This window comes from Nostoc sp. 'Peltigera membranacea cyanobiont' 210A (genome assembly GCF_002246015.1).
In the GTDB taxonomy this organism is placed as follows: Bacteria; Cyanobacteriota; Cyanobacteriia; order Cyanobacteriales; family Nostocaceae; genus Nostoc.
In genome coordinates this window covers 121899-139080 of the sequence record NZ_NOLJ01000011.1, presented here as the reverse complement: position 1 = coordinate 139080, position 17182 = coordinate 121899, and the positions used below count along the sequence as shown (strand labels likewise).

Genomic DNA, 17182 nt, shown 5'->3' with positions numbered 1-17182 from the left:
TTGCAAGGGGAGGGTTAGGGTGGGGTAAAATTTAGCGTAAACTCAGCCATTAACTAGATTTTCTACACTATTAGCATCATTCGGCAATGCAGCTGTTAAAACTTCGCTGCCTTCTGTAGTAACTAAAACATCATCTTCAATGCGAATTCCTCGAACATCGGCGAATTCAGATAAACGCTGCCAATTCACGACATTCTGATATTTGGAACGAACATTAACATCATTTAAAATTGCTGGTACTTGATAAAAACCAGGTTCAATTGTGACTAACATTCCTGGACGCAGGGGACGATTTAAACGGAGATAGCTTAAGCCAAAGCGATCGCTCCTTTCACGTCCCTCTTCATACCCTGCTAAATCGCCCAAATCTTCCATATCATGCACATCTAAACCCAGTAGATGACCGATACCATGAGGGAAAAACAGCGCATGAGCATCGATTTCTACTAAATCTTGGGGATTTCCTTGTAAAATGCCTAAATCTACTAAACCTTCAGCGATCGCTGTAGCCGCTTGCAGGTGAATATCCCCATATTCTACACCAGGCTGGATTTTGGCAATGCAAGCATCATGGGCTGCCAAAACGACATTATAAATATCTCTTTGGGTAGATGAAAACTTCCCTGAAACTGGCCACGTGCGAGTTACATCACCTGCCCAACCAGTCTCAGTCTCAGCGCCAACATCGGCAAGCAGTAAATCACCTGGTTGCAAACTATGGTGATAATGCTCGTTATGCAAAACTTCACCGTGAACAGTGACAATACTGTTGTAAGAGGTGGTCATATTGTGGGCAATAATCACCCCTTCCATTGCTGCCCGAACTTCTGCTTCTAGTTTGGCTTGGGGTGTTGCTGCCATCCCCGCTTTGTGAGCTTTGACAGTTAGTGCCGCAGCTTTTCGCAACTCGGTTAATGCACTATCATCGTGGGTGAGGCGGAGTGAAACGATCGCCTTCGCTAACTCCAAGTCAATTCCTTGGGGAGGACTTTGTGGTAAAACCCATCTATTTAATAGCTGCGATTGCTGCGTCCAAGTAGCTGCATCTTGAACGGCAAGTGTAGCGGCATCTTCTAGCCAAGACTCTAATTCTGCCATTGGTCGGGCGACATCCGCCCCAATCTTCTCGGCTATTACTTCGCGCGTTGGCATTTCTCCATGCCAAAGGGCGCTGCTGGGTGACGGATCATCGATGAATAGTTCTAGTTTGCCTGCTTCTAGACGAATTGCCGCCTTTGGTAATGGCAGTCCGGCGAAATAAAGGAAATGACTGTTAGCACGAAATGGAAAGGAATTTGCCGGAAAGTTGCGCGAATTATTGCTACCTGACCACAGAATTGCTGGAAAATCAATCAGGTTAGCTAGTTGTTGCCGTCGGTGGCGTAAAGTCTCGACGATGGAAGTAGAAGTTTGTGGGATAAGCATAAATGTAAACTCAAACAAAAGGAAAAAGGTGATAGTTTTGCCTTTATTTAGTCGTTATCGTCTTTATCGTCATCTTTTTGATCATTTTTGCGATCGCCATCTTTGCGATCGCCATCTTTGCGATCGCCATCTTTGTGGTCGTCATCTTTGTCGTTCTGGTTAGGTTGTAACTCTGGTTTTTGTTGCTCAATTGGTGCAAGTGGCTGTGGGGCTTCAACAACACAACTAACTAATCCTCCAGAAATTAGCGCTAAGTTGACAGCAGCAAAGATGCTTCTGAAGATTTTTATCCTCACGTTTTCGGTTTGCTTTAACATTGATTCTAGTTTTTGGAGATTGTATTTCTAATTTATAAGGTACTGTATATAGTGGTTCTCATTAAACAAGTAGGGGCACAGCCATTGGTGTCAACTTAACGCTAAACCCGCTTGGTGACAACGTTTTGCCCTCACCCCCGGCCCCTCTCCCCAAGGGAGAGGGGAGATAGATATTCAATTCCCCTTCTCCCTTGGGAGAAGGGGTTAGGGGATGAGGGCGTGAGGGATTAGCAAAACGCCTGTCCGATATAGTTTTCAGCTTAAGTTGACACCAATGGCCGCGCTCCTACACTTTGCTACTGATAAATATATTGTTGTCTAACTTTCAAAGCGACTCTAATGGGACAAATCATTACTCAGGTTGATGCTTTTACCAATACACCTTTCGCAGGTAATCCGGCTGCTGTCTGTGTTTTGCCTACTCTCCAAGATGAGCATTGGATGCAAAACTTGGCGCAGGAGATGAATTTATCTGAAACAGCTTTTCTAGTCAGACAGGATGATGGCTTTAATCTGCGTTGGTTTACGCCTACGGTGGAAGTGCCGCTTTGTGGTCACGCAACTTTAGCTAGTGCCCATGTACTTTGGTCAGAGGGACATTTGTCACCTGATGAAGTTGCACGTTTTTATACCAAAAGTGGAGTGCTGATTGCGAAGCTGCAAGGTGAGTGGATTGAGTTAGATTTTCCAGTAAATTACTCACAAGCAGCGATCGCACCTCCAGAACTCAAGCAAGCTTTGGGTGTACCCTACAAATCTGTCTTGCAGAATTCACTAGGTTATCTAGTGGAATTGGAATCTGAAGAATTGGTGCGGCAAATACAGCCTAATTTTCAACTGCTAAAAACCTTACCGATTTCTGATGTCATTGTCACCAGCCTCACTGACTCTGATTCTCAATATGATTTCGTCTCTCGCTTCTTTGCACCAGGATTAGGTATTAATGAAGACCCAGTTACGGGAGCGGCTCATTGCTGTCTTGCTTGGTTCTGGCGCGATCGCTTGCACAAAGATCAGTTTTTAGCTTATCAGGCATCAAGTCGCGGTGGAGTAGTGAAGGTGTATTATGACGGAGGCGATCGCGTCTTTCTCGCTGGACAAGCGGTAACAGTGCTGCGAGGTGAGTTATTTACTGCATAGGTAAATGTCGCTGCGAGTAAGGTTGATGTTGAGGTAGCAAGCATAGAATTTAACTTTTCAGACATCCTTTAATAAAAAACTTGCAAGCGAGGTGAAAAAATGGCAGCCGAGTATGATAACATCGCTCTCCAGTTTCAAAAACTTAACAAATTGCCTTATCGCTTGTATGGTGAGGCATATACATACTTAAATTTGATCGGAGATGTTGCCGGAAAATCAATCCTCGATCTAGCTTGTGGAGAAGGATTTTTCACACGATTGCTCAAACAGAATGGCGCTGCACGTTTGGTTGGTGTGGATATTTCCTCAGAAATGATCAAATTGGCAAGACTTGAAGAAGCCTCTGTTCCACTTGAAATTGAATATATCATCGGTGATGTCATGGAAATTGCTTCTATTGGCAGCTTCGATCTTGTGGTAGCCTCCTACTTGCTCAATTACGCTTCAACTAAAGAGCAACTACTTAAAATGTGTCAGGCCATAGCAATTCATCTTAAACCTGGTGGTCGATTCGTCAGTTTGAATAATAATTTAGAACTGCTTCCAGAGTTTTATGATAAACATCAGAAATATGGCATTGTTAGGAGATGTGCCCAGTCGCTCAAGGAAGGTACGCCCATAACCTTAACATTGAGCATTCCTGATGACGGTGAGTCTATTAGTATTGATAACTACTACCTCAGCAAAGCGACTTATGAATGGGCCTTGATGAGTGCTGGTTTTAAAGAGATCCGCTGGCACCATCCAATAGTCTCTCCCAAAGGCATAGAGAAATTTGACTCCGAGTTCTGGCAGGATTACATTGACTATCCCGATATGATCGGCATTACCTGCCTAAAATAGCTGTCAATGCGTTTGGTTATATCATGTCTGCCAAATCACCCATAATAAAAGAACCCCACCCCCAACCCCTCCCCGCAAGCGGGGAGGGGAGCTAGAGCGGAGCTTTTGCGGGGTGGGGTTCCGGTTATTATGGTCACTTACCCGGACATAATATTAGGGGCTGTTAGGGAGTTTTGCAAGATATCTAATGTTTGTCAGGCGAAAAATCGCATTGTCAGTCGATGCAATGGCATTGCAGAAAGTTGGCTTAAAATTGCACGTCAATACAAACACTAAACTGTAAGAGCGTAATTTTGCGAATAAACAACTGTCACAATATTTAAACAAGCCTATATTTTTATTTCAAAAATGTCTGCTAAACACAAAGATAGTAGAACTACTATCCAATCTCGTGATTGGCCAATTGAGGAATTACCTGGACTGAGCCACGAAGAACAATCTCAACTCCAAAATTGTGGGATTATTAGCACAGTAGCTTTAGTCAAACAAGGGAAAACTCTAGAGTCAAGACTAGCGTTAGCAAATAAACTACAGATTCATCTTCAGTATGTAAATAAATGGATGGCTTTAGCTGACTTGGCACGTATTCCCAGTGTCGGGACACAATATTGTGGTTTATTGCTTCATGCAGGTATTGTTTCTGTAGTCCAGTTAGCTCAAACTCCCACTCACAGATTGCACCAACAAATTATGCGCTTGCAGGTAGCAACAATGCAGCGCCGAGATTTGTGTCCAGCAATTGAGCTAGTACAACAGTGGAGTCAGCAAGCTAAAGCAATCATTAGTTAGGAGTTAGGAGTTAGGAGTTAAGAGTTAAAATTCATAATTCATAATTCATAACTCATAACTCCTCACTCTTTAACCAAGACACCATTAAGAAAGATATCAGCGAGTCCTTCGGCCATTTCCTGCATTTGTTGGGGAGAAGCGTCAGGTTCGATGAGGGTGTTGTTGGAAAAACCTGCGATCGCAAACATTCCTAAGAAAACTTTCGCAACTAGCTTCGCGTCTCCTTGACGATAAATACCTTTATCCATCGCTGTTTGAAAGAATGCTTCGCCGACATCTGTCATTTTGGTAATGACTTCTAATTGAATGCGATCGCGCAAATCGGGGTGAAATTGCACCTCCATAAAACAGACGCGCATCAAATCGGCATTTTTTTGGAAATTCCACATCCGACGGCGCATCACCTGAGCGACAGCTTTATAGCTGCCCATTTCACTTAATTCTGTGAGCAAATCTGTGAGAATCTCTACCCAGCCACTTGTGGCTACTTCCACCAAAATTGCTTTTTTATTCGGAAAATGACGAAATAGAGTGCCTTCAGCTACACTTGCCGCTTGTGCTAAGTCACGGGTGGTAGTACCGTCAAATCCCTTAGAAGCAAACAACCGTTGTGCTGCCTCTAAAATTCGGGTGCGCGTCTGAGCCTCTGAAGGTGGGGAAGAATTAAAAACTCGCATAACAGTTATGGTTAGATATCCGTAACAGGACTTGTAGCATTATTATCTAATGTCAAGTACTAGGAGCTACTGAAAGCTTAATACAAGATTAACGCTCTTTTGCTAAGTATCCTGTTATTTAGGTAATGTAACTTTATCTTAATTTTCGCTTATGAACCAGAATAGTCGGTCAATTTTAGATTTTAGATTGGGGATTTTGGATTGGTCAGATCGAGTATCTGTCATATTGCGGCAGTTATTTGTCATTTTCTTGACTTTAATTATCTTCTCGTGGGGATTGCTGCCAGAAGTTGCTCTAGCTCAAACTCAGACAGCACCTCCTCCTCAAGAAATTAAAGCTCAAACCCCGCCAGTTCAAAGTTCAATTCAACCTTATCTAGATCGAGTCATCAAGCAGTTAACGGAGTTTCGCCTCGACAATGGTTTGAAATTCATTGTTTTGGAACGGCATCAAGCGCCCGTAGTTTCTTTTCTTACTTATGCAAATGTTGGTGGTGTGGATGAGCCAGATGGCAAAACTGGTGTAGCTCACTTTTTGGAACATTTGGCGTTTAAAGGCACAACGCGCATTGGTACACAAGACTACAAAAAAGAAAAACCGCTACTAGATACCTTAGAGCAATTGAATGCTCAAATTAAAACAGCGAAAGCCGATGGCAAAAAAGCTGAAGTTGTTCGGTTACAAACTCAGTTTGAGCAAGTGGAATCGCAAGCCGGCAAACTAGTCAAGCAAAATGAATTGGGGCAAATTGTCGAACAATCGGGAGGTGTGGGTTTAAATGCCAATACTTCTACTGAAGCCACTCGTTATTTTTATAGCTTTCCTGCCAATAAGCTAGAACTTTGGATGTCGTTGGAGTCGGAGCGATTTCTCGATCCGGTAATTCGTCGTGAGTTTTATAAAGAGAAAGATGTCATTTTAGAAGAACGACGGATGCGGATAGAGAATTCACCCATTGGATTGATGGTGGAAAAGTTTATCGATACTGCTTACAAAGCCCATCCCTACAGGCGTCCGGTAATTGGTTATGACCAAGATATCCGCAATCTGACACCAGAAGATGTCCAAAAGTTTTTTGATACTCACTACGTACCAAGTAATTTGACCATTGCTATTGTCGGAGATGTCAATCCCACTCAGGTGAAAAAACTAGCGCAAACTTATTTTGGCCGTTTTCAAGCCAAAACCAAAGCTGTTGAACAAATCCCGGTGGAACCGTCACAACAGCAAACACGGGAAGTTACTTTACAACTACCTTCTCAACCCTGGTATTTAGAAGGTTATCATCGTCCGGCGATTACTCATCCAGATAATGCCGTCTATGAAATCATTGGCAGTTTATTAAGTGATGGGCGCACGTCGCGGCTATATAAGTCTTTGGTAGAAAAGCAGCGTTTGGCGCTAAGTGCTCAAGGTTACAGTGGATTTCCTGGAGATAAATACCCAAACTTGATCTTTTTCTATGCTCTCACATCTCCTGGTCATACAGTTGATGAGTTGGCGGTGGCTTTGCGTCAAGAAATTGACAAATTAAAAACTGAGCCTGTAGCGGCGGCTGATTTGCAACGGGTGAAAACTCAAGCACGGGCGGGTTTGTTACGCACTCTTGATTCCAATATGGGCATGGCTCAACAATTGTTGGAATATGAGGTGAAAACTGGCTCTTGGCGGAATTTGTTTAAGCAGTTGGATGACATTTCGGCGGTGACGACGGCTGATATTCAACGGGTGGCAAAGGAGACTTTTACGCCGAAAAATCGCACGATTGGGAAGTTGTTGTCGAAAGAAGCTTAAGAGAAACGAACCGCAAAGGGCGCAAAGGGCGCGAAGGAAGAGAGATATGCAGAGGTTTAAGGTGAAGGATAAAAGGCGGATGGCGTTGAAAATCAAAAATGGGAAGGGGTTGATTTATGCTTTGGTTGCTGTTTTTGCGTGTTTACTTTTAACTTGTAATTTTTCTCTGGCGGCGACGGCTGAGGCGAAACATTACACAGAATTGCAGCTACCACCGCTACCTGAGATTAAGTTACCCAAGTATGAGCGGTTTGTGCTGCAAAATGGCTTGGTTGTGTATTTGATGGAAGATCATGAGTTACCGTTGGTGAATGGTACAGCGTTTGTACGGACAGGGAATCGCTTGGAACCAATGGAGAAAGTTGGGTTGGCTGGTTTTACAGGCGGGGTAATGCGAACTGGAGGAACTAAGAACCATTCGTCTGATGAACTCAACGAAATATTGGAACAACGGGCAGCATCTGTGGAAGTTGGTATTGGTGAAGCTTCTGGTAGTGCTAGCTTTGACGCCCTCAGTGAAGATTTAGAAACAGTGTTTGGGCTGTTTGCTGAGGTGCTGCGATCGCCTGTATTTGCTCAAGAAAAGTTAGACTTGGCGAAAACTCAAGCCAAGGGTGGCATTGCCCGTCGTAATGACAATCCAGATGGGATTGCTAGTCGGGAATTTAAGAAATTGATCTACGGGAAAGATAGCCCTTATGCTCGCACAATCGAGTATGCAACGGTGGATAAGGTTGAGCGTGAGGATTTGCTCAAGTTTTATCAGCAATATTTCCACCCCAATAATATGATTTTGGGGATTGTGGGCGATTTTGATAGTAAGAAAATGCGATCGCTCATTCAAGCTAAGTTTGGCAATTGGCAGCGTAACCCAGGTATTGCTAAACCCACATTACCAAAGGTTTTGCCAGCTAACACAGGTGGAGTATTTTTTGTCAATCAGCCCCAACTAACGCAAAGTAGTGTGCTTATCGGGCATTTAGGCGGACGTTTCGACAGTCCCGATTATGCCGCGCTGGATGTATTAAATGGGGTGTTAAATGGATTTGGTGGACGCTTATTTAATGAATTGCGATCGCGTCAAGGTTTAGCTTACTCTGTATACGGCCAGTGGAGTCCCCGCTACGACTATCCTGGCATATTTATCGCTGGTGGAGAAACGCGATCGGATGCTACCGTCCAGTTTGTCAAAGCCTTACAAGCTGAAATCAAGCGCACCCAAACTCAAAGAGTTACTGCAAAAGAACTTGCTTTTGCCAAAGAGTCTACACTCAACTCCTTTGTGTTCAACTTTCAAGACCCCAGCCAAACCTTATCACGGTTGATGCGATACGAATATTACGGCTATCCTGCTGATTTTCTCTTTCGCTATCAAAAAGCCGTCGCCGCCACCACAGCAGCCGATGTCCAACGGGTAGCACGAGAATACCTCAAACCAGAAAAGATTGTGACTCTAGTAGTGGGGAATCAAACCGCCATTCAACCGCCATTGACACAGTTAACTAAACAGGTGACACCAATAGATGTAACGATTCCTGGTTCGCAGCCACAGGTGAAGAATTAATAGCGTAGATAGGTAGACACTCAATATCCAAATAAAATCGCAAGGCTCATATCCCCGACTTCTTAGACAGTCGGGGATCTTGTTGTTCAAATAATTTTCTTGATTATCGGGAAATGATTGAGGAAAAATTGGAGTAACAAGTAGAAACTAAATCAGGAACCAAAACCTCTGGGAACTCCAGAGGTTTTTTTTATTCTAGTAATCTTTTTTGGAGCGATCGCTCCAGCATACACTTCTATAAAGGGCTTCTTCAAGCAAGCGATGTCTAACGACAGGCTGCGCTGTATCTGAAAATCTAGCGATGAAGCAGCAAAAATTGTCGCAGCGAATTATTGAACTAGAGTAAGCTAAATTTAGGTTTTAGCTACTGGGAGCGAAGATGATGTTGTTGGAATTAAAGCGCATCCATGTTCCACCAGGACAAAGAGTGCTACTACGAGATGTAACCTGGCAGGAATTGGAAACAATTCTAGAGGATTTAGGGGAACACCGAGCAGCACGAATTGCTTATGATAGAGGAATACTGGAGATTATGGCACCACTGCCAGAACATGAAGACGATAAAGAAATTATTAGCGATTTAGTCAAAGCTCTTTTGGAAGAATTAGACATTGAGTTTAGATGCCTTGGTTCTACCACTTTCAAAAACCAAGCAATGGCTCAAGGTATAGAACCCGATCAGTGTTTCTATATAAAAAATGAATCCAAGATTCGCGGCAAGAAGCGGCTAGATTTAGCAGTAGATCCTCCTCCAGATTTAGCTCTAGAAATTGATATTACTTCTCGCACTCATCCTAATATTTATGAAGCGCTAAAAGTGCCTGAACTTTGGCGTTTTGAGCGAGGAAAGCTCCAAATTAATGTTTTGCAAGATGGACATTATGTAGAATCTCAACAAAGTCAAAATTTTCCTCTATTCTCATTAACTGAAGTAATTCCCCAATATCTAGAGCAAAGTACAACAGCAGGTAGAAATGCAACGCTCAAAGCTTTTCGTCTGTGGGTACAAAAACAGATACAACAGCAATAACTTATGCTGTCAACAGAATTCATAATATACAGCAGATTTCAAGTTAGTAAAGTACACAAGCTAAGTCTCCAAATAGGTATAAATAAATACAGTTAATATCAACCCAAAACCCAGACGTAGAGACGCGATTTATCGCGTCTTGAAAGACCAATCATCTATACTTCTGACTCCTGAATTCTGAATTATGCTGTATAACTATTGCCAACCTTAGTATTAGCGGATAAATTGTACTTCTTTGAAGTAATTATTACCGCATTTTAAGCTATGTTTGTTAAACCCAAAATATTTTTATCATCGCTTGCATTATTACTCAGTTTTGCAAGTCTATTTCTTAGTGCTTGGATTCTTCTTCCTGCTCCAAATATGTTTTTACTCACACTAGCGGTAGGAGCGCCAGAAGTGAGTCCTTGGTTATTATTATTAAATTTTATCTTTTTATTGCTGTCTTTATTCTATATCCGTCGCCGTCAACTACAACGTTTAGTTTGCATTTTCAGTTTAATCGGATTGCTAATTTGTGGATGGGTGCTAGTGAATATTTCACCAACTCAAATGCAGATGGCTAAAGCTATGAAACAAGGGCTGGGAACAAATTATCTAGAGCAAATTCCCGTTCAAGTAAGGGCTAAAATGCAAACCCATCCCTTTGACTTAGTTAATTTCTTCTGGGGTATTCCATTAGGGAAAACGCGTCATCAAAAAGATATTCTCTTTGCTTCTCCTAAAGGAGTGCCTTTAAAAATGGAAGTTTACCAACCCCCAAAGGTAGGGAAATATCCAGCAGTGGTAGTAATTTATGGTGGAGCTTGGCAATATGGCAATACTCATGCCAATTCCGAGTTTAATCAATATATTGCTAATCATGGATATACGGTATTTGCGATCGACTATCGACACGCACCTCAATATCAGTTTCCCTCTCAGTTAGATGATGTGCGTACAGCCCTAAATTTTATTCGCAAACATGCAGCTGAATATGAAGCCGATTCAGAACGTATGGTACTTTTAGGACGTTCTGCTGGGGCACATCTAGCAATGCTAGCGGCTTATCAACCCGATGCACCACCCATTCGTGCTGTAGTGAACTATTACGGGCCTGTTAACTTAACTGAAGGATACAAAACACCACCAAATCCCGATCCGATAAATTCTCGCGCTGTTTTAAAAGCATTTCTTGGTGGTTCTTTAGAAGAATTGCCTAATCGGTATGAAATTGCTTCACCGATAAATTACCTAACGCACCCTTTACCGCCAACTTTATTAATTTACGGCAGTCGTGACCATTTGGTGCAAGCGCGATTTGGCAGACAGATGTACGAACGTTTACATGACTCTGGTAACACTGCGGTTTTTCTAGAAATTCCTTGGGCAGAACACGCTTTTGATGCTGTTTTCAACGGTGTGAGCAATCAATTAGCGTTGTATTACACTGAGAGGTTTTTGGCTTGGGCGTTGTTCAGGCAATAATTTTATTAGCAGACTCATTCATAAGTATTAACCCAAGTTGCTATAGCGTTTCCTAATCACATGAGGTACATCTTAGCCCCTCTTCGCTTGCGGGGAGGGGGTTGGGGGAGGGGTTCTTGTACATCACTTGGGCCGAGAACCGCTATAGTTATGCTTGCAGGTGTTCAAAAGGCGTTGCATAAATAATAAATCGAGGCAGAATAGTGGGAATTTTGACTCTAGTATTAAAAGTTAAATAAATTGTGCTGCAAAATTAGTGTTATGTCTAAAAAATAGATGGTTATAAATATTTTAATTTAAATCATAAATAATGACATAAGCTTAGTTGAACGTTAACTATTAATTAACCTATTTATGATTTTTTAGGTTAGTGGTAGTGCTGATGGCACGTTAGTCTACCACCCCCGTTTTCTAAATGGGCATTTCCTGATAGCAGTAACTACAGCGCCAGTAAAGTTCTCCCAAACGCGCATGACGGAGTAAGATGTCTGAACAGTTAGGGCAAAAATGCTTACTCATCATCGATTGACTGATTGTTGTAGATATACTCAATTTGCGAGGACTCGTTAATAAAGCTTTATTTAGCATATATTTCACTAAACTTTGTCAATTTATTTGTTGATAAAGGTTAGTATGACACTGTAATGTTAGAAATCATGTTTAACCAAGCGTTTGATTTGTGTATAAGTTGTACAAGTTTTACTAAGATATTTAATTTTTAACCTTTATTTAATAACTTTTGAGCATTTGTATCTCGTATGGTGTAATCCAATTTAAAAAATATTTACAACATATAAATTTGCTGTAGTATAAGTATACATCTGTATGCCTCTACCCATATATCATTATTCTTGAATAAATTCTGTCTCTTGTTCTTTTTGGGATAATTTCTTCTTTGGAGTCCTCTTAACCAGCCGAAGTTTCATCCACTGGAAGGAAACAAGGTTGAGTAACAGACCGATGATGAACAAAATCAGCATAAGCACAACCTGATACCAAGCGATCGGTTGCACCACCGAATCTGCAACAAGATGGCAAAAATTTAGTACGGTATATAATACGGTTAAACCAAAGTGAATGCTTCGGTAGCGACTCGAATCAGTAAACAGAGTAGCAACGATCGCAGCCATCGGGAACACAAAAAAGCCCAACATTAACCACATAATCGGGGCAACTTCTGCTATGCTTTGTGCGTGGGAGTCAGCCACACTAAGACCGTGAAAAAGAGGCATTAATCCCAATTGGCTGTGAAAGAGAAGTCCCAACAAGAAAACGATCCAAAGGGTAATAATTTTTTCTTGATGTTTGATTACCATACTGTTTTGCACTCCCCTGATTTTTCAGTAATTCGAGTTTGGGTAGCTAACAGAATAAGAATAGAGTAGCAAGGATATTGTAGCGATAGAGTGCTTTTAAGCTTTCCATTTTAATTAGTGAGTTGGAGAGCATAATAGCTGCCACCTTCAGATATCTATAGTACTCTCTAAATCATATTTTAAGCAACTAAATTTGAGATTTTTGTAACGATTTGAAGGCTTTCAGTACAACTTATACAACTCAGACGCAATTCAACCTTGATTTCTAACAGCAGAATGTCACAGTAAATCTGGTTAGTAGATTCGCAATCAAAAAATTATGAAATTTGTAAAAGTATTTCTTGCTGCCGTTACATTAATTACTGCTTCAGTTAGCCCCGCCTTTGCTGATGCCAAAGTTGAAATTTTAGGTGCAAGTTATGGTGGTAGCGGTTGTCCCAATGAATCCGCCAGTGTGAGCGTTAGTCCCGATGGTCAAGAGCTAACCATTTTATTTGACAAGTTTGCAGCCATAGGAAATGTCCCCGCAGAAAGGCGAAAAAGCTGTAATTTGAGTATTCCGATCAAATTACCCCAAGGCTTTCAACTTTCCCTTTATGATGCTGATTATCGAGGTTATATTGCTCCCGGAACCACTGGGACACTAAGAGCAGAGTACTTTTTTGCTGGTACCCGCGGCCCAGTTTTTTCTCGGACTTTTGGTGGCGAAACTGACTATAATGTTCGAGATAGCTTGGCGACGGTAGCTGATGTCTGGTCGGGCTGTGGTGACAGTGTAAATATGCGGGTGAATACTGCGATGACTGCCAAAGGTCAAGGGATGGCTACTGTTGACTCCTTCGATCTTGCACACCGAGGTTTGGTTTATCACATCAAATATCGCACCTGTCGTAAAAACTAGTGTTCTGTCCCAAAAGTTTTCAGAGGTTCGTGGTGTTCAGATCCCCGACTTCGCAGAAGTTGTCGGGGATCTCGCAGCCCCGCAAAATTAATGGGACAAACCACTAGTACACTTCAGGATAATTCAGGCACAGAAAAATTATTCTGAAACCTTTTATCTAGTGGGATTTTTACTCATAGTAAACGGCAGAGTACAGTACATACTTTGCGCTAACGTCAAAGCAAATATTGACCCTAGCGCAAAATATATTCTCTACTGTATTGTTGCCCAAAAGTATGAAGTTATTAAATTAGACTAGGGAGCAGAACTGACCCAACAAGAGACAGAGTTAGGATCTGGCGACTTAGCCAATCAGCGTTTTCGCGCAGGATATGCAGAATACTACCGTGAACCACTGTTTCTATTTGTATCTGCTCTTGTACAGGTAAAGAGTAGCGGCTTTTGGGGGTGCTGGATAATTCCTGTACCCCTTCGACTACATAGCGGTTAGGGACATGACTTAGAATATGGGCAATTAACTTTTGGCGCAATTCATAAATCGAAAAAGCTAATTGATAAGGATGTTCAGGGTACTCATCTAAGACATTTTCAATTTCTTGAATGACTATTGGCAATGTTAAATTAATCAACGTATGCGACATAAGTATTCTTTGATAAGATGTTTACTTTCGAGCCTAGATTCATTTGGTTAACTGTGCAGTCTGTTATTAAAAACATTTCCAAATATTTCTAATTGCTCTTCTTGTGAAGACTGTAACAACCAGACGTTTGAAATCGAGTATTTACAAGAGTTTGATGGATAGTTGAATTGTATAAGTTGATTAACGATGCAGAAAAAACATAGGCAGATTAATTTGAATTAACCAACAAAGCGATGCCTACGGCGGGCTGCGCCTACGCCATTCTCTGTCCTTAAATTCCTTTTGTTGTTCTGACTCATATCTTGCACCTAGCCCTGGCGATTAGAAATCGCGGCTATACAAACAAAGTCCGCCTACGCGGACTAATGCAAAATCAAGGTTTTCAACCCGCGCTGGTGGTCACTGAGCGGCTGGTGAGCGGAGTCGAACCATGTCGTACCCCTCCGGGGAAACAAGCTACGCGCAGCGTCTGTCTACGACACGCTGCGCGAACGTTGAGAAGTGCGGGTTTTGCCTGTGTAGCCGTGACTTCCAGTGCAAGAGTGCAAAATGTGATGTGATCTGACGATTTTTCAGGAGAAAGCAGAAGAGAAAATATTTAGTTCTTGAAGCCTGTTTCGCAGATATAGCTAGTTACTCTTATGAGCGATCGCTTTCGGACGATAATTGATAGATATTTACAAATGTATAAAATAAGTTGATAATGTTTGATTTATTACAAAAATTAATAAATGTAACAGGATCTCACTAGAGCTAGAGTATTTTTTCTTAATTGTGTATAACCTTAACCAAAGAGAGATTTAATACCACAAAAAAAACTCTATACTGAAAAATATTAATAAAAGTTTGAGTTCTTGATTTAAAAGTTTTTTTCCTATGGTCAAGCGATCGCTTGAAGCATCACTCACTGGGATTCAAGAGGCTAAAAGAGCGTTTGCTCGCAAGGGTTGGACACAAGACTATCTAGCAGCAGAAGTCAACCTCAAGACTAGACAACCAATTTGGCGGTTTTTCAGTGGTCGTCCAGTTGAGCGTCATACCTTTATTGAAATTTGTTCAGTGTTGTCACTGAATTGGCGGGAGATTGCGACTAATCCTCCAGCAGAATTTTTGGAACGAGAAGAATATGCCCAGCCTCCTGTGCTGGATATTGATAAGTTAGTGCCATTCGTGCGATCGCAACGCTTCGACAAAATTCAAGACCAGTGTGGTATTTTGCAGTTATTGGATATCAGCCGTCCCGTTGCGATCGATGACATATATATAGATGTGAATATTTTGGAGGAGATTGCCAGCCTTCAGTACTTAGAAATCACCGATCTGCAAAACCTCGATCGCAAAGAATTCGACCGTTTTGGCTTAGGTGAAGTTGACGAGAAACAGATACCTGGTACACAGGCAGTTGAAACTTACTCCAAAATTAGGGTACTAGGTAAACCAGGAGTAGGTAAAACAACCTTTTTGCAACATCTTGCCATTGGGTGTAACCAAAACGCATTTGCGGCAAATCAAGTGCCAATATTCATCACACTGAGAAACTTTGCCCAAGAATCTAAGATTACCAAGGAGTTCAGCCTATTAAAATACATTCGCCAGGAGTTTCTCACATCTGGAATTTCCGATCCCTCAGTCATCGAAACCTTGCTGAATGCAGGCAGAGTATTGCTCTTGCTTGATGGCATGGATGAAGTTCTTAATCAACAAAGCAATGCTATCTTGAACGAAATTCGGAGGTTTTCAGAGAAGTATCACAAAAATCGGTTCGTGGCGACCTGTCGAACAGCAGCTCAAAAACTCAGACTCCGAGGCTTTACCGATGTTGAAATTGCCCCATTTACCTTAGAACAAATCCGAGCCTTCGCTCAAAAATGGTTTATGGTTTTTAGCAAGACCAGCCAAAAAGATGGTCAGGCGCAGTCCGTTCAGTTTATTCAAAAGTTGGAATTAGATGAAAATTGGCAATTTCGCCAACTCGTCGTCACACCCCTATTTTTGCATCTTGCCTGTTGGGTGTTTCACGGTAAAGGAAAATTTCCGACTAAGCGGACTGACTTTTATAAAGAAGGTTTAGACCTTCTATTAGGCAAATGGGATGAAGCCAGAGGCATTGAACGGGATGACGTTTACCGAGGGTTTTTATTATCACAAAAACTCAAGTTATTCAGTCAGATTGCAGCCGCGACATTTGAGCAGGGTCAGTACTTTTTTGAGCAACGCATCGTTGAGCAATACATTGGTGATTATATTGACAATCTAAGCAACCTGCCAATGGATGCAGAAGAATTGCAAATAGAAAGCGAAGCAGCGCTGAAGTCAATCGAGGCTCAACATGGGCTACTGGCAGAACGGGCGCGGGGAATTTTTTCCTTTTCCTATCTAGCATTTCAAGAATACTTCACAGCGAGGAAAATCGTTGCCAGCCATAACTTAGAGGCATTTGGGCAAGCGCTATTCGGTCTAGTCAGTCATATCACCGACCCCCACTGGCGCGAAATTTTCTTGTTAACCGCTACCATGCTCAAGAGTGCAGACTCTCTAGTACTGTTGATGAAGCAACAGATTGATACACTCGTTGCCCAAGATGCTTATTTACAAGAGTTTTTGACCTGGGCTAGTCAAAAATCTCGCAGTATTCCTACCCAGTCAAAAGATGCGACAGTGAGAGCATTTTACCTCGCTTTGAGTCGGACTCCTCACATAGCTTCTCACTTTGCCCTAGCCAGTAGCCTCGACCAGGGGATGTTTCTGGATGCGGCATTAGATGACCTGCTGATAGAGTGTGCAATTGATGGGAGCCAAAGCTTTGCCCACATCCACGCCTGCGGAGATGCTATGAGCAACATTCTGGGTATTGTTCTGGATGTTGGACTCCATAAATCCCTGCAACAACTCTCTGACCAGTTGCCAAAATCTGGTCAAAGTCAACAACGGTTTGAGCTATGGTCGCAAACGAACTATTCAGCTTGGGCTGAACAGGTAAACAAGACGGTGATTAATTATCGCAATATTAACCACCAGTGGCAGTTTAACCCTGAGCAAGAGCAAGTGTTGCAACGCTACTATGATGCTAATCAGTTACTACTTGATTGCCTGCATAGCAATTGTGAAGTGACAGCTGCTATTAGGCAAGAAATTGAAGCCACCTTATTGTTGCCGATAAAAGAACTTGAGGATAGGGAATGGCAATAATTCTTTTGGTTAATTCCTGAAAGAGGTTTGGATTACAAAAATCATCTTGAATTAAGTTTTGTGTCGTAGTTAATCAACTAATTCACAA

General features: G+C 42.0%; 15 protein-coding genes. 10 read left to right on the top strand and 5 right to left on the bottom strand.

From position 1 onward, the window contains the following. Positions 1-42: 42 nt before the first annotated feature. Entirely contained in the window at positions 43-1425 is a 1383-nt protein-coding gene (locus tag CDG76_RS29515) for an aminopeptidase P family protein (protein ID WP_094352399.1), read from the bottom strand. 47 nt (positions 1426-1472) lie between these two features. Continuing rightward, positions 1473-1742: a hypothetical protein gene (locus CDG76_RS29510; RefSeq protein ID WP_094352398.1), complete on the bottom strand. Its 270-nt coding sequence runs from the start codon at positions 1740-1742 to the stop codon at positions 1473-1475. Between the two features lie 339 nt (positions 1743-2081). Here CDG76_RS29510 and CDG76_RS29505 point away from each other — a divergent pair, with 339 nt between their 5' ends. The 3 genes from CDG76_RS29505 to CDG76_RS29495 all read left to right on the top strand — a co-directional run bounded on the left by CDG76_RS29505 (position 2082) and on the right by CDG76_RS29495 (position 4514). Beyond that, complete coding sequence (locus CDG76_RS29505; RefSeq protein WP_094352397.1) at positions 2082-2882, top strand: PhzF family phenazine biosynthesis protein; 801 nt, start codon at positions 2082-2084, stop codon at positions 2880-2882. Positions 2883-2981: 99 nt separating this feature from the next. Then, the gene (locus CDG76_RS29500; RefSeq protein ID WP_094352396.1) at positions 2982-3725 is read left to right on the top strand and encodes a class I SAM-dependent methyltransferase; all 744 of its coding nucleotides are present in this window, start codon (positions 2982-2984) and stop codon (positions 3723-3725) included. Positions 3726-4073: 348 nt separating this feature from the next. After that, positions 4074-4514, top strand: coding sequence for a DUF4332 domain-containing protein (locus CDG76_RS29495; RefSeq protein WP_094352395.1), 441 nt, complete (start codon positions 4074-4076; stop codon positions 4512-4514). Between the two features lie 62 nt (positions 4515-4576). On the opposite strand, the gene CDG76_RS29490 is transcribed toward CDG76_RS29495, so the two are convergent. After that, a complete protein-coding gene (locus tag CDG76_RS29490) occupies positions 4577-5191 on the bottom strand; it encodes a TetR/AcrR family transcriptional regulator (RefSeq protein WP_094352394.1) in 615 nt (204 codons plus the stop codon). A 151-nt stretch (positions 5192-5342) separates the two neighbouring features. Between CDG76_RS29490 and CDG76_RS29485 the strand changes: the two genes are divergently transcribed. The 4 genes from CDG76_RS29485 (at position 5343) to CDG76_RS29470 (ending at position 11047) form a co-directional block, all read left to right on the top strand. Then, positions 5343-6986 carry a M16 family metallopeptidase gene (locus CDG76_RS29485; protein WP_094352393.1) on the top strand — a complete coding sequence of 548 codons (1644 nt, stop codon included), beginning with the start codon at positions 5343-5345 and terminating at the stop codon, positions 6984-6986. 46 nt (positions 6987-7032) lie between these two features. Then, positions 7033-8550, top strand: a complete 1518-nt coding sequence (locus CDG76_RS29480) for a M16 family metallopeptidase (protein ID WP_094352392.1) — start codon at positions 7033-7035, stop codon at positions 8548-8550. 382 nt (positions 8551-8932) lie between these two features. Beyond that, positions 8933-9580, top strand: coding sequence for a Uma2 family endonuclease (locus CDG76_RS29475; RefSeq protein ID WP_094352391.1), 648 nt, complete (start codon positions 8933-8935; stop codon positions 9578-9580). 264 nt (positions 9581-9844) lie between these two features. Further along, positions 9845-11047 (top strand): alpha/beta hydrolase, encoded by a 1203-nt coding sequence (locus tag CDG76_RS29470; protein ID WP_094352390.1) that lies wholly within the window; start codon positions 9845-9847, stop codon positions 11045-11047. 845 nt (positions 11048-11892) lie between these two features. On the opposite strand, the gene CDG76_RS29465 is transcribed toward CDG76_RS29470, so the two are convergent. Further along, positions 11893-12363: a hypothetical protein gene (locus tag CDG76_RS29465; RefSeq protein WP_223265446.1), complete on the bottom strand. Its 471-nt coding sequence runs from the start codon at positions 12361-12363 to the stop codon at positions 11893-11895. Positions 12364-12682: 319 nt separating this feature from the next. Here CDG76_RS29465 and CDG76_RS29460 point away from each other — a divergent pair, with 319 nt between their 5' ends. Beyond that, positions 12683-13264, top strand: a complete 582-nt coding sequence (locus CDG76_RS29460) for a DUF4360 domain-containing protein (protein WP_094352389.1) — start codon at positions 12683-12685, stop codon at positions 13262-13264. A gap of 284 nt (positions 13265-13548) precedes the next feature. Here CDG76_RS29460 and CDG76_RS29455 read toward each other — a convergent pair whose 3' ends face one another. Further along, on the bottom strand, positions 13549-13905 hold the full coding sequence (locus CDG76_RS29455) for a hypothetical protein (RefSeq protein WP_094352388.1): 357 nt from the start codon (positions 13903-13905) through the stop codon (positions 13549-13551). 302 nt (positions 13906-14207) lie between these two features. Between CDG76_RS29455 and CDG76_RS36630 the strand changes: the two genes are divergently transcribed. Together CDG76_RS36630 and CDG76_RS29450 are read left to right on the top strand one after the other, a co-directional pair. After that, positions 14208-14465, top strand: coding sequence for a hypothetical protein (locus tag CDG76_RS36630; RefSeq protein WP_143854193.1), 258 nt, complete (start codon positions 14208-14210; stop codon positions 14463-14465). 316 nt (positions 14466-14781) lie between these two features. Continuing rightward, complete coding sequence (locus tag CDG76_RS29450) at positions 14782-17094, top strand: NACHT domain-containing protein (protein WP_094352387.1); 2313 nt, start codon at positions 14782-14784, stop codon at positions 17092-17094. Positions 17095-17182: the final 88 nt, after the last annotated feature.

What these genes read in the sequence shown, in the direction of transcription:
- CDG76_RS29515 (WP_094352399.1), bottom strand. Translation starts at nt 1,425, where the DNA reads ATGCTTATCCCACAAACTTCTACTTCCATCGTCGAGACTTTACGCCAC.
- CDG76_RS29510 (WP_094352398.1), bottom strand. Translation starts at nt 1,742, where the DNA reads ATGTTAAAGCAAACCGAAAACGTGAGGATAAAAATCTTCAGAAGCATC.
- CDG76_RS29505 (WP_094352397.1), top strand. Translation starts at nt 2,082, where the DNA reads ATGGGACAAATCATTACTCAGGTTGATGCTTTTACCAATACACCTTTC.
- CDG76_RS29500 (WP_094352396.1), top strand. Translation starts at nt 2,982, where the DNA reads ATGGCAGCCGAGTATGATAACATCGCTCTCCAGTTTCAAAAACTTAAC.
- CDG76_RS29495 (WP_094352395.1), top strand. Translation starts at nt 4,074, where the DNA reads ATGTCTGCTAAACACAAAGATAGTAGAACTACTATCCAATCTCGTGAT.
- CDG76_RS29490 (WP_094352394.1), bottom strand. Translation starts at nt 5,191, where the DNA reads ATGCGAGTTTTTAATTCTTCCCCACCTTCAGAGGCTCAGACGCGCACC.
- CDG76_RS29485 (WP_094352393.1), top strand. Translation starts at nt 5,343, where the DNA reads ATGAACCAGAATAGTCGGTCAATTTTAGATTTTAGATTGGGGATTTTG.
- CDG76_RS29480 (WP_094352392.1), top strand. Translation starts at nt 7,033, where the DNA reads ATGCAGAGGTTTAAGGTGAAGGATAAAAGGCGGATGGCGTTGAAAATC.
- CDG76_RS29475 (WP_094352391.1), top strand. Translation starts at nt 8,933, where the DNA reads ATGTTGTTGGAATTAAAGCGCATCCATGTTCCACCAGGACAAAGAGTG.
- CDG76_RS29470 (WP_094352390.1), top strand. Translation starts at nt 9,845, where the DNA reads ATGTTTGTTAAACCCAAAATATTTTTATCATCGCTTGCATTATTACTC.
- CDG76_RS29465 (WP_223265446.1), bottom strand. Translation starts at nt 12,363, where the DNA reads ATGGTAATCAAACATCAAGAAAAAATTATTACCCTTTGGATCGTTTTC.
- CDG76_RS29460 (WP_094352389.1), top strand. Translation starts at nt 12,683, where the DNA reads ATGAAATTTGTAAAAGTATTTCTTGCTGCCGTTACATTAATTACTGCT.
- CDG76_RS29455 (WP_094352388.1), bottom strand. Translation starts at nt 13,905, where the DNA reads ATGTCGCATACGTTGATTAATTTAACATTGCCAATAGTCATTCAAGAA.
- CDG76_RS29450 (WP_094352387.1), top strand. Translation starts at nt 14,782, where the DNA reads ATGGTCAAGCGATCGCTTGAAGCATCACTCACTGGGATTCAAGAGGCT.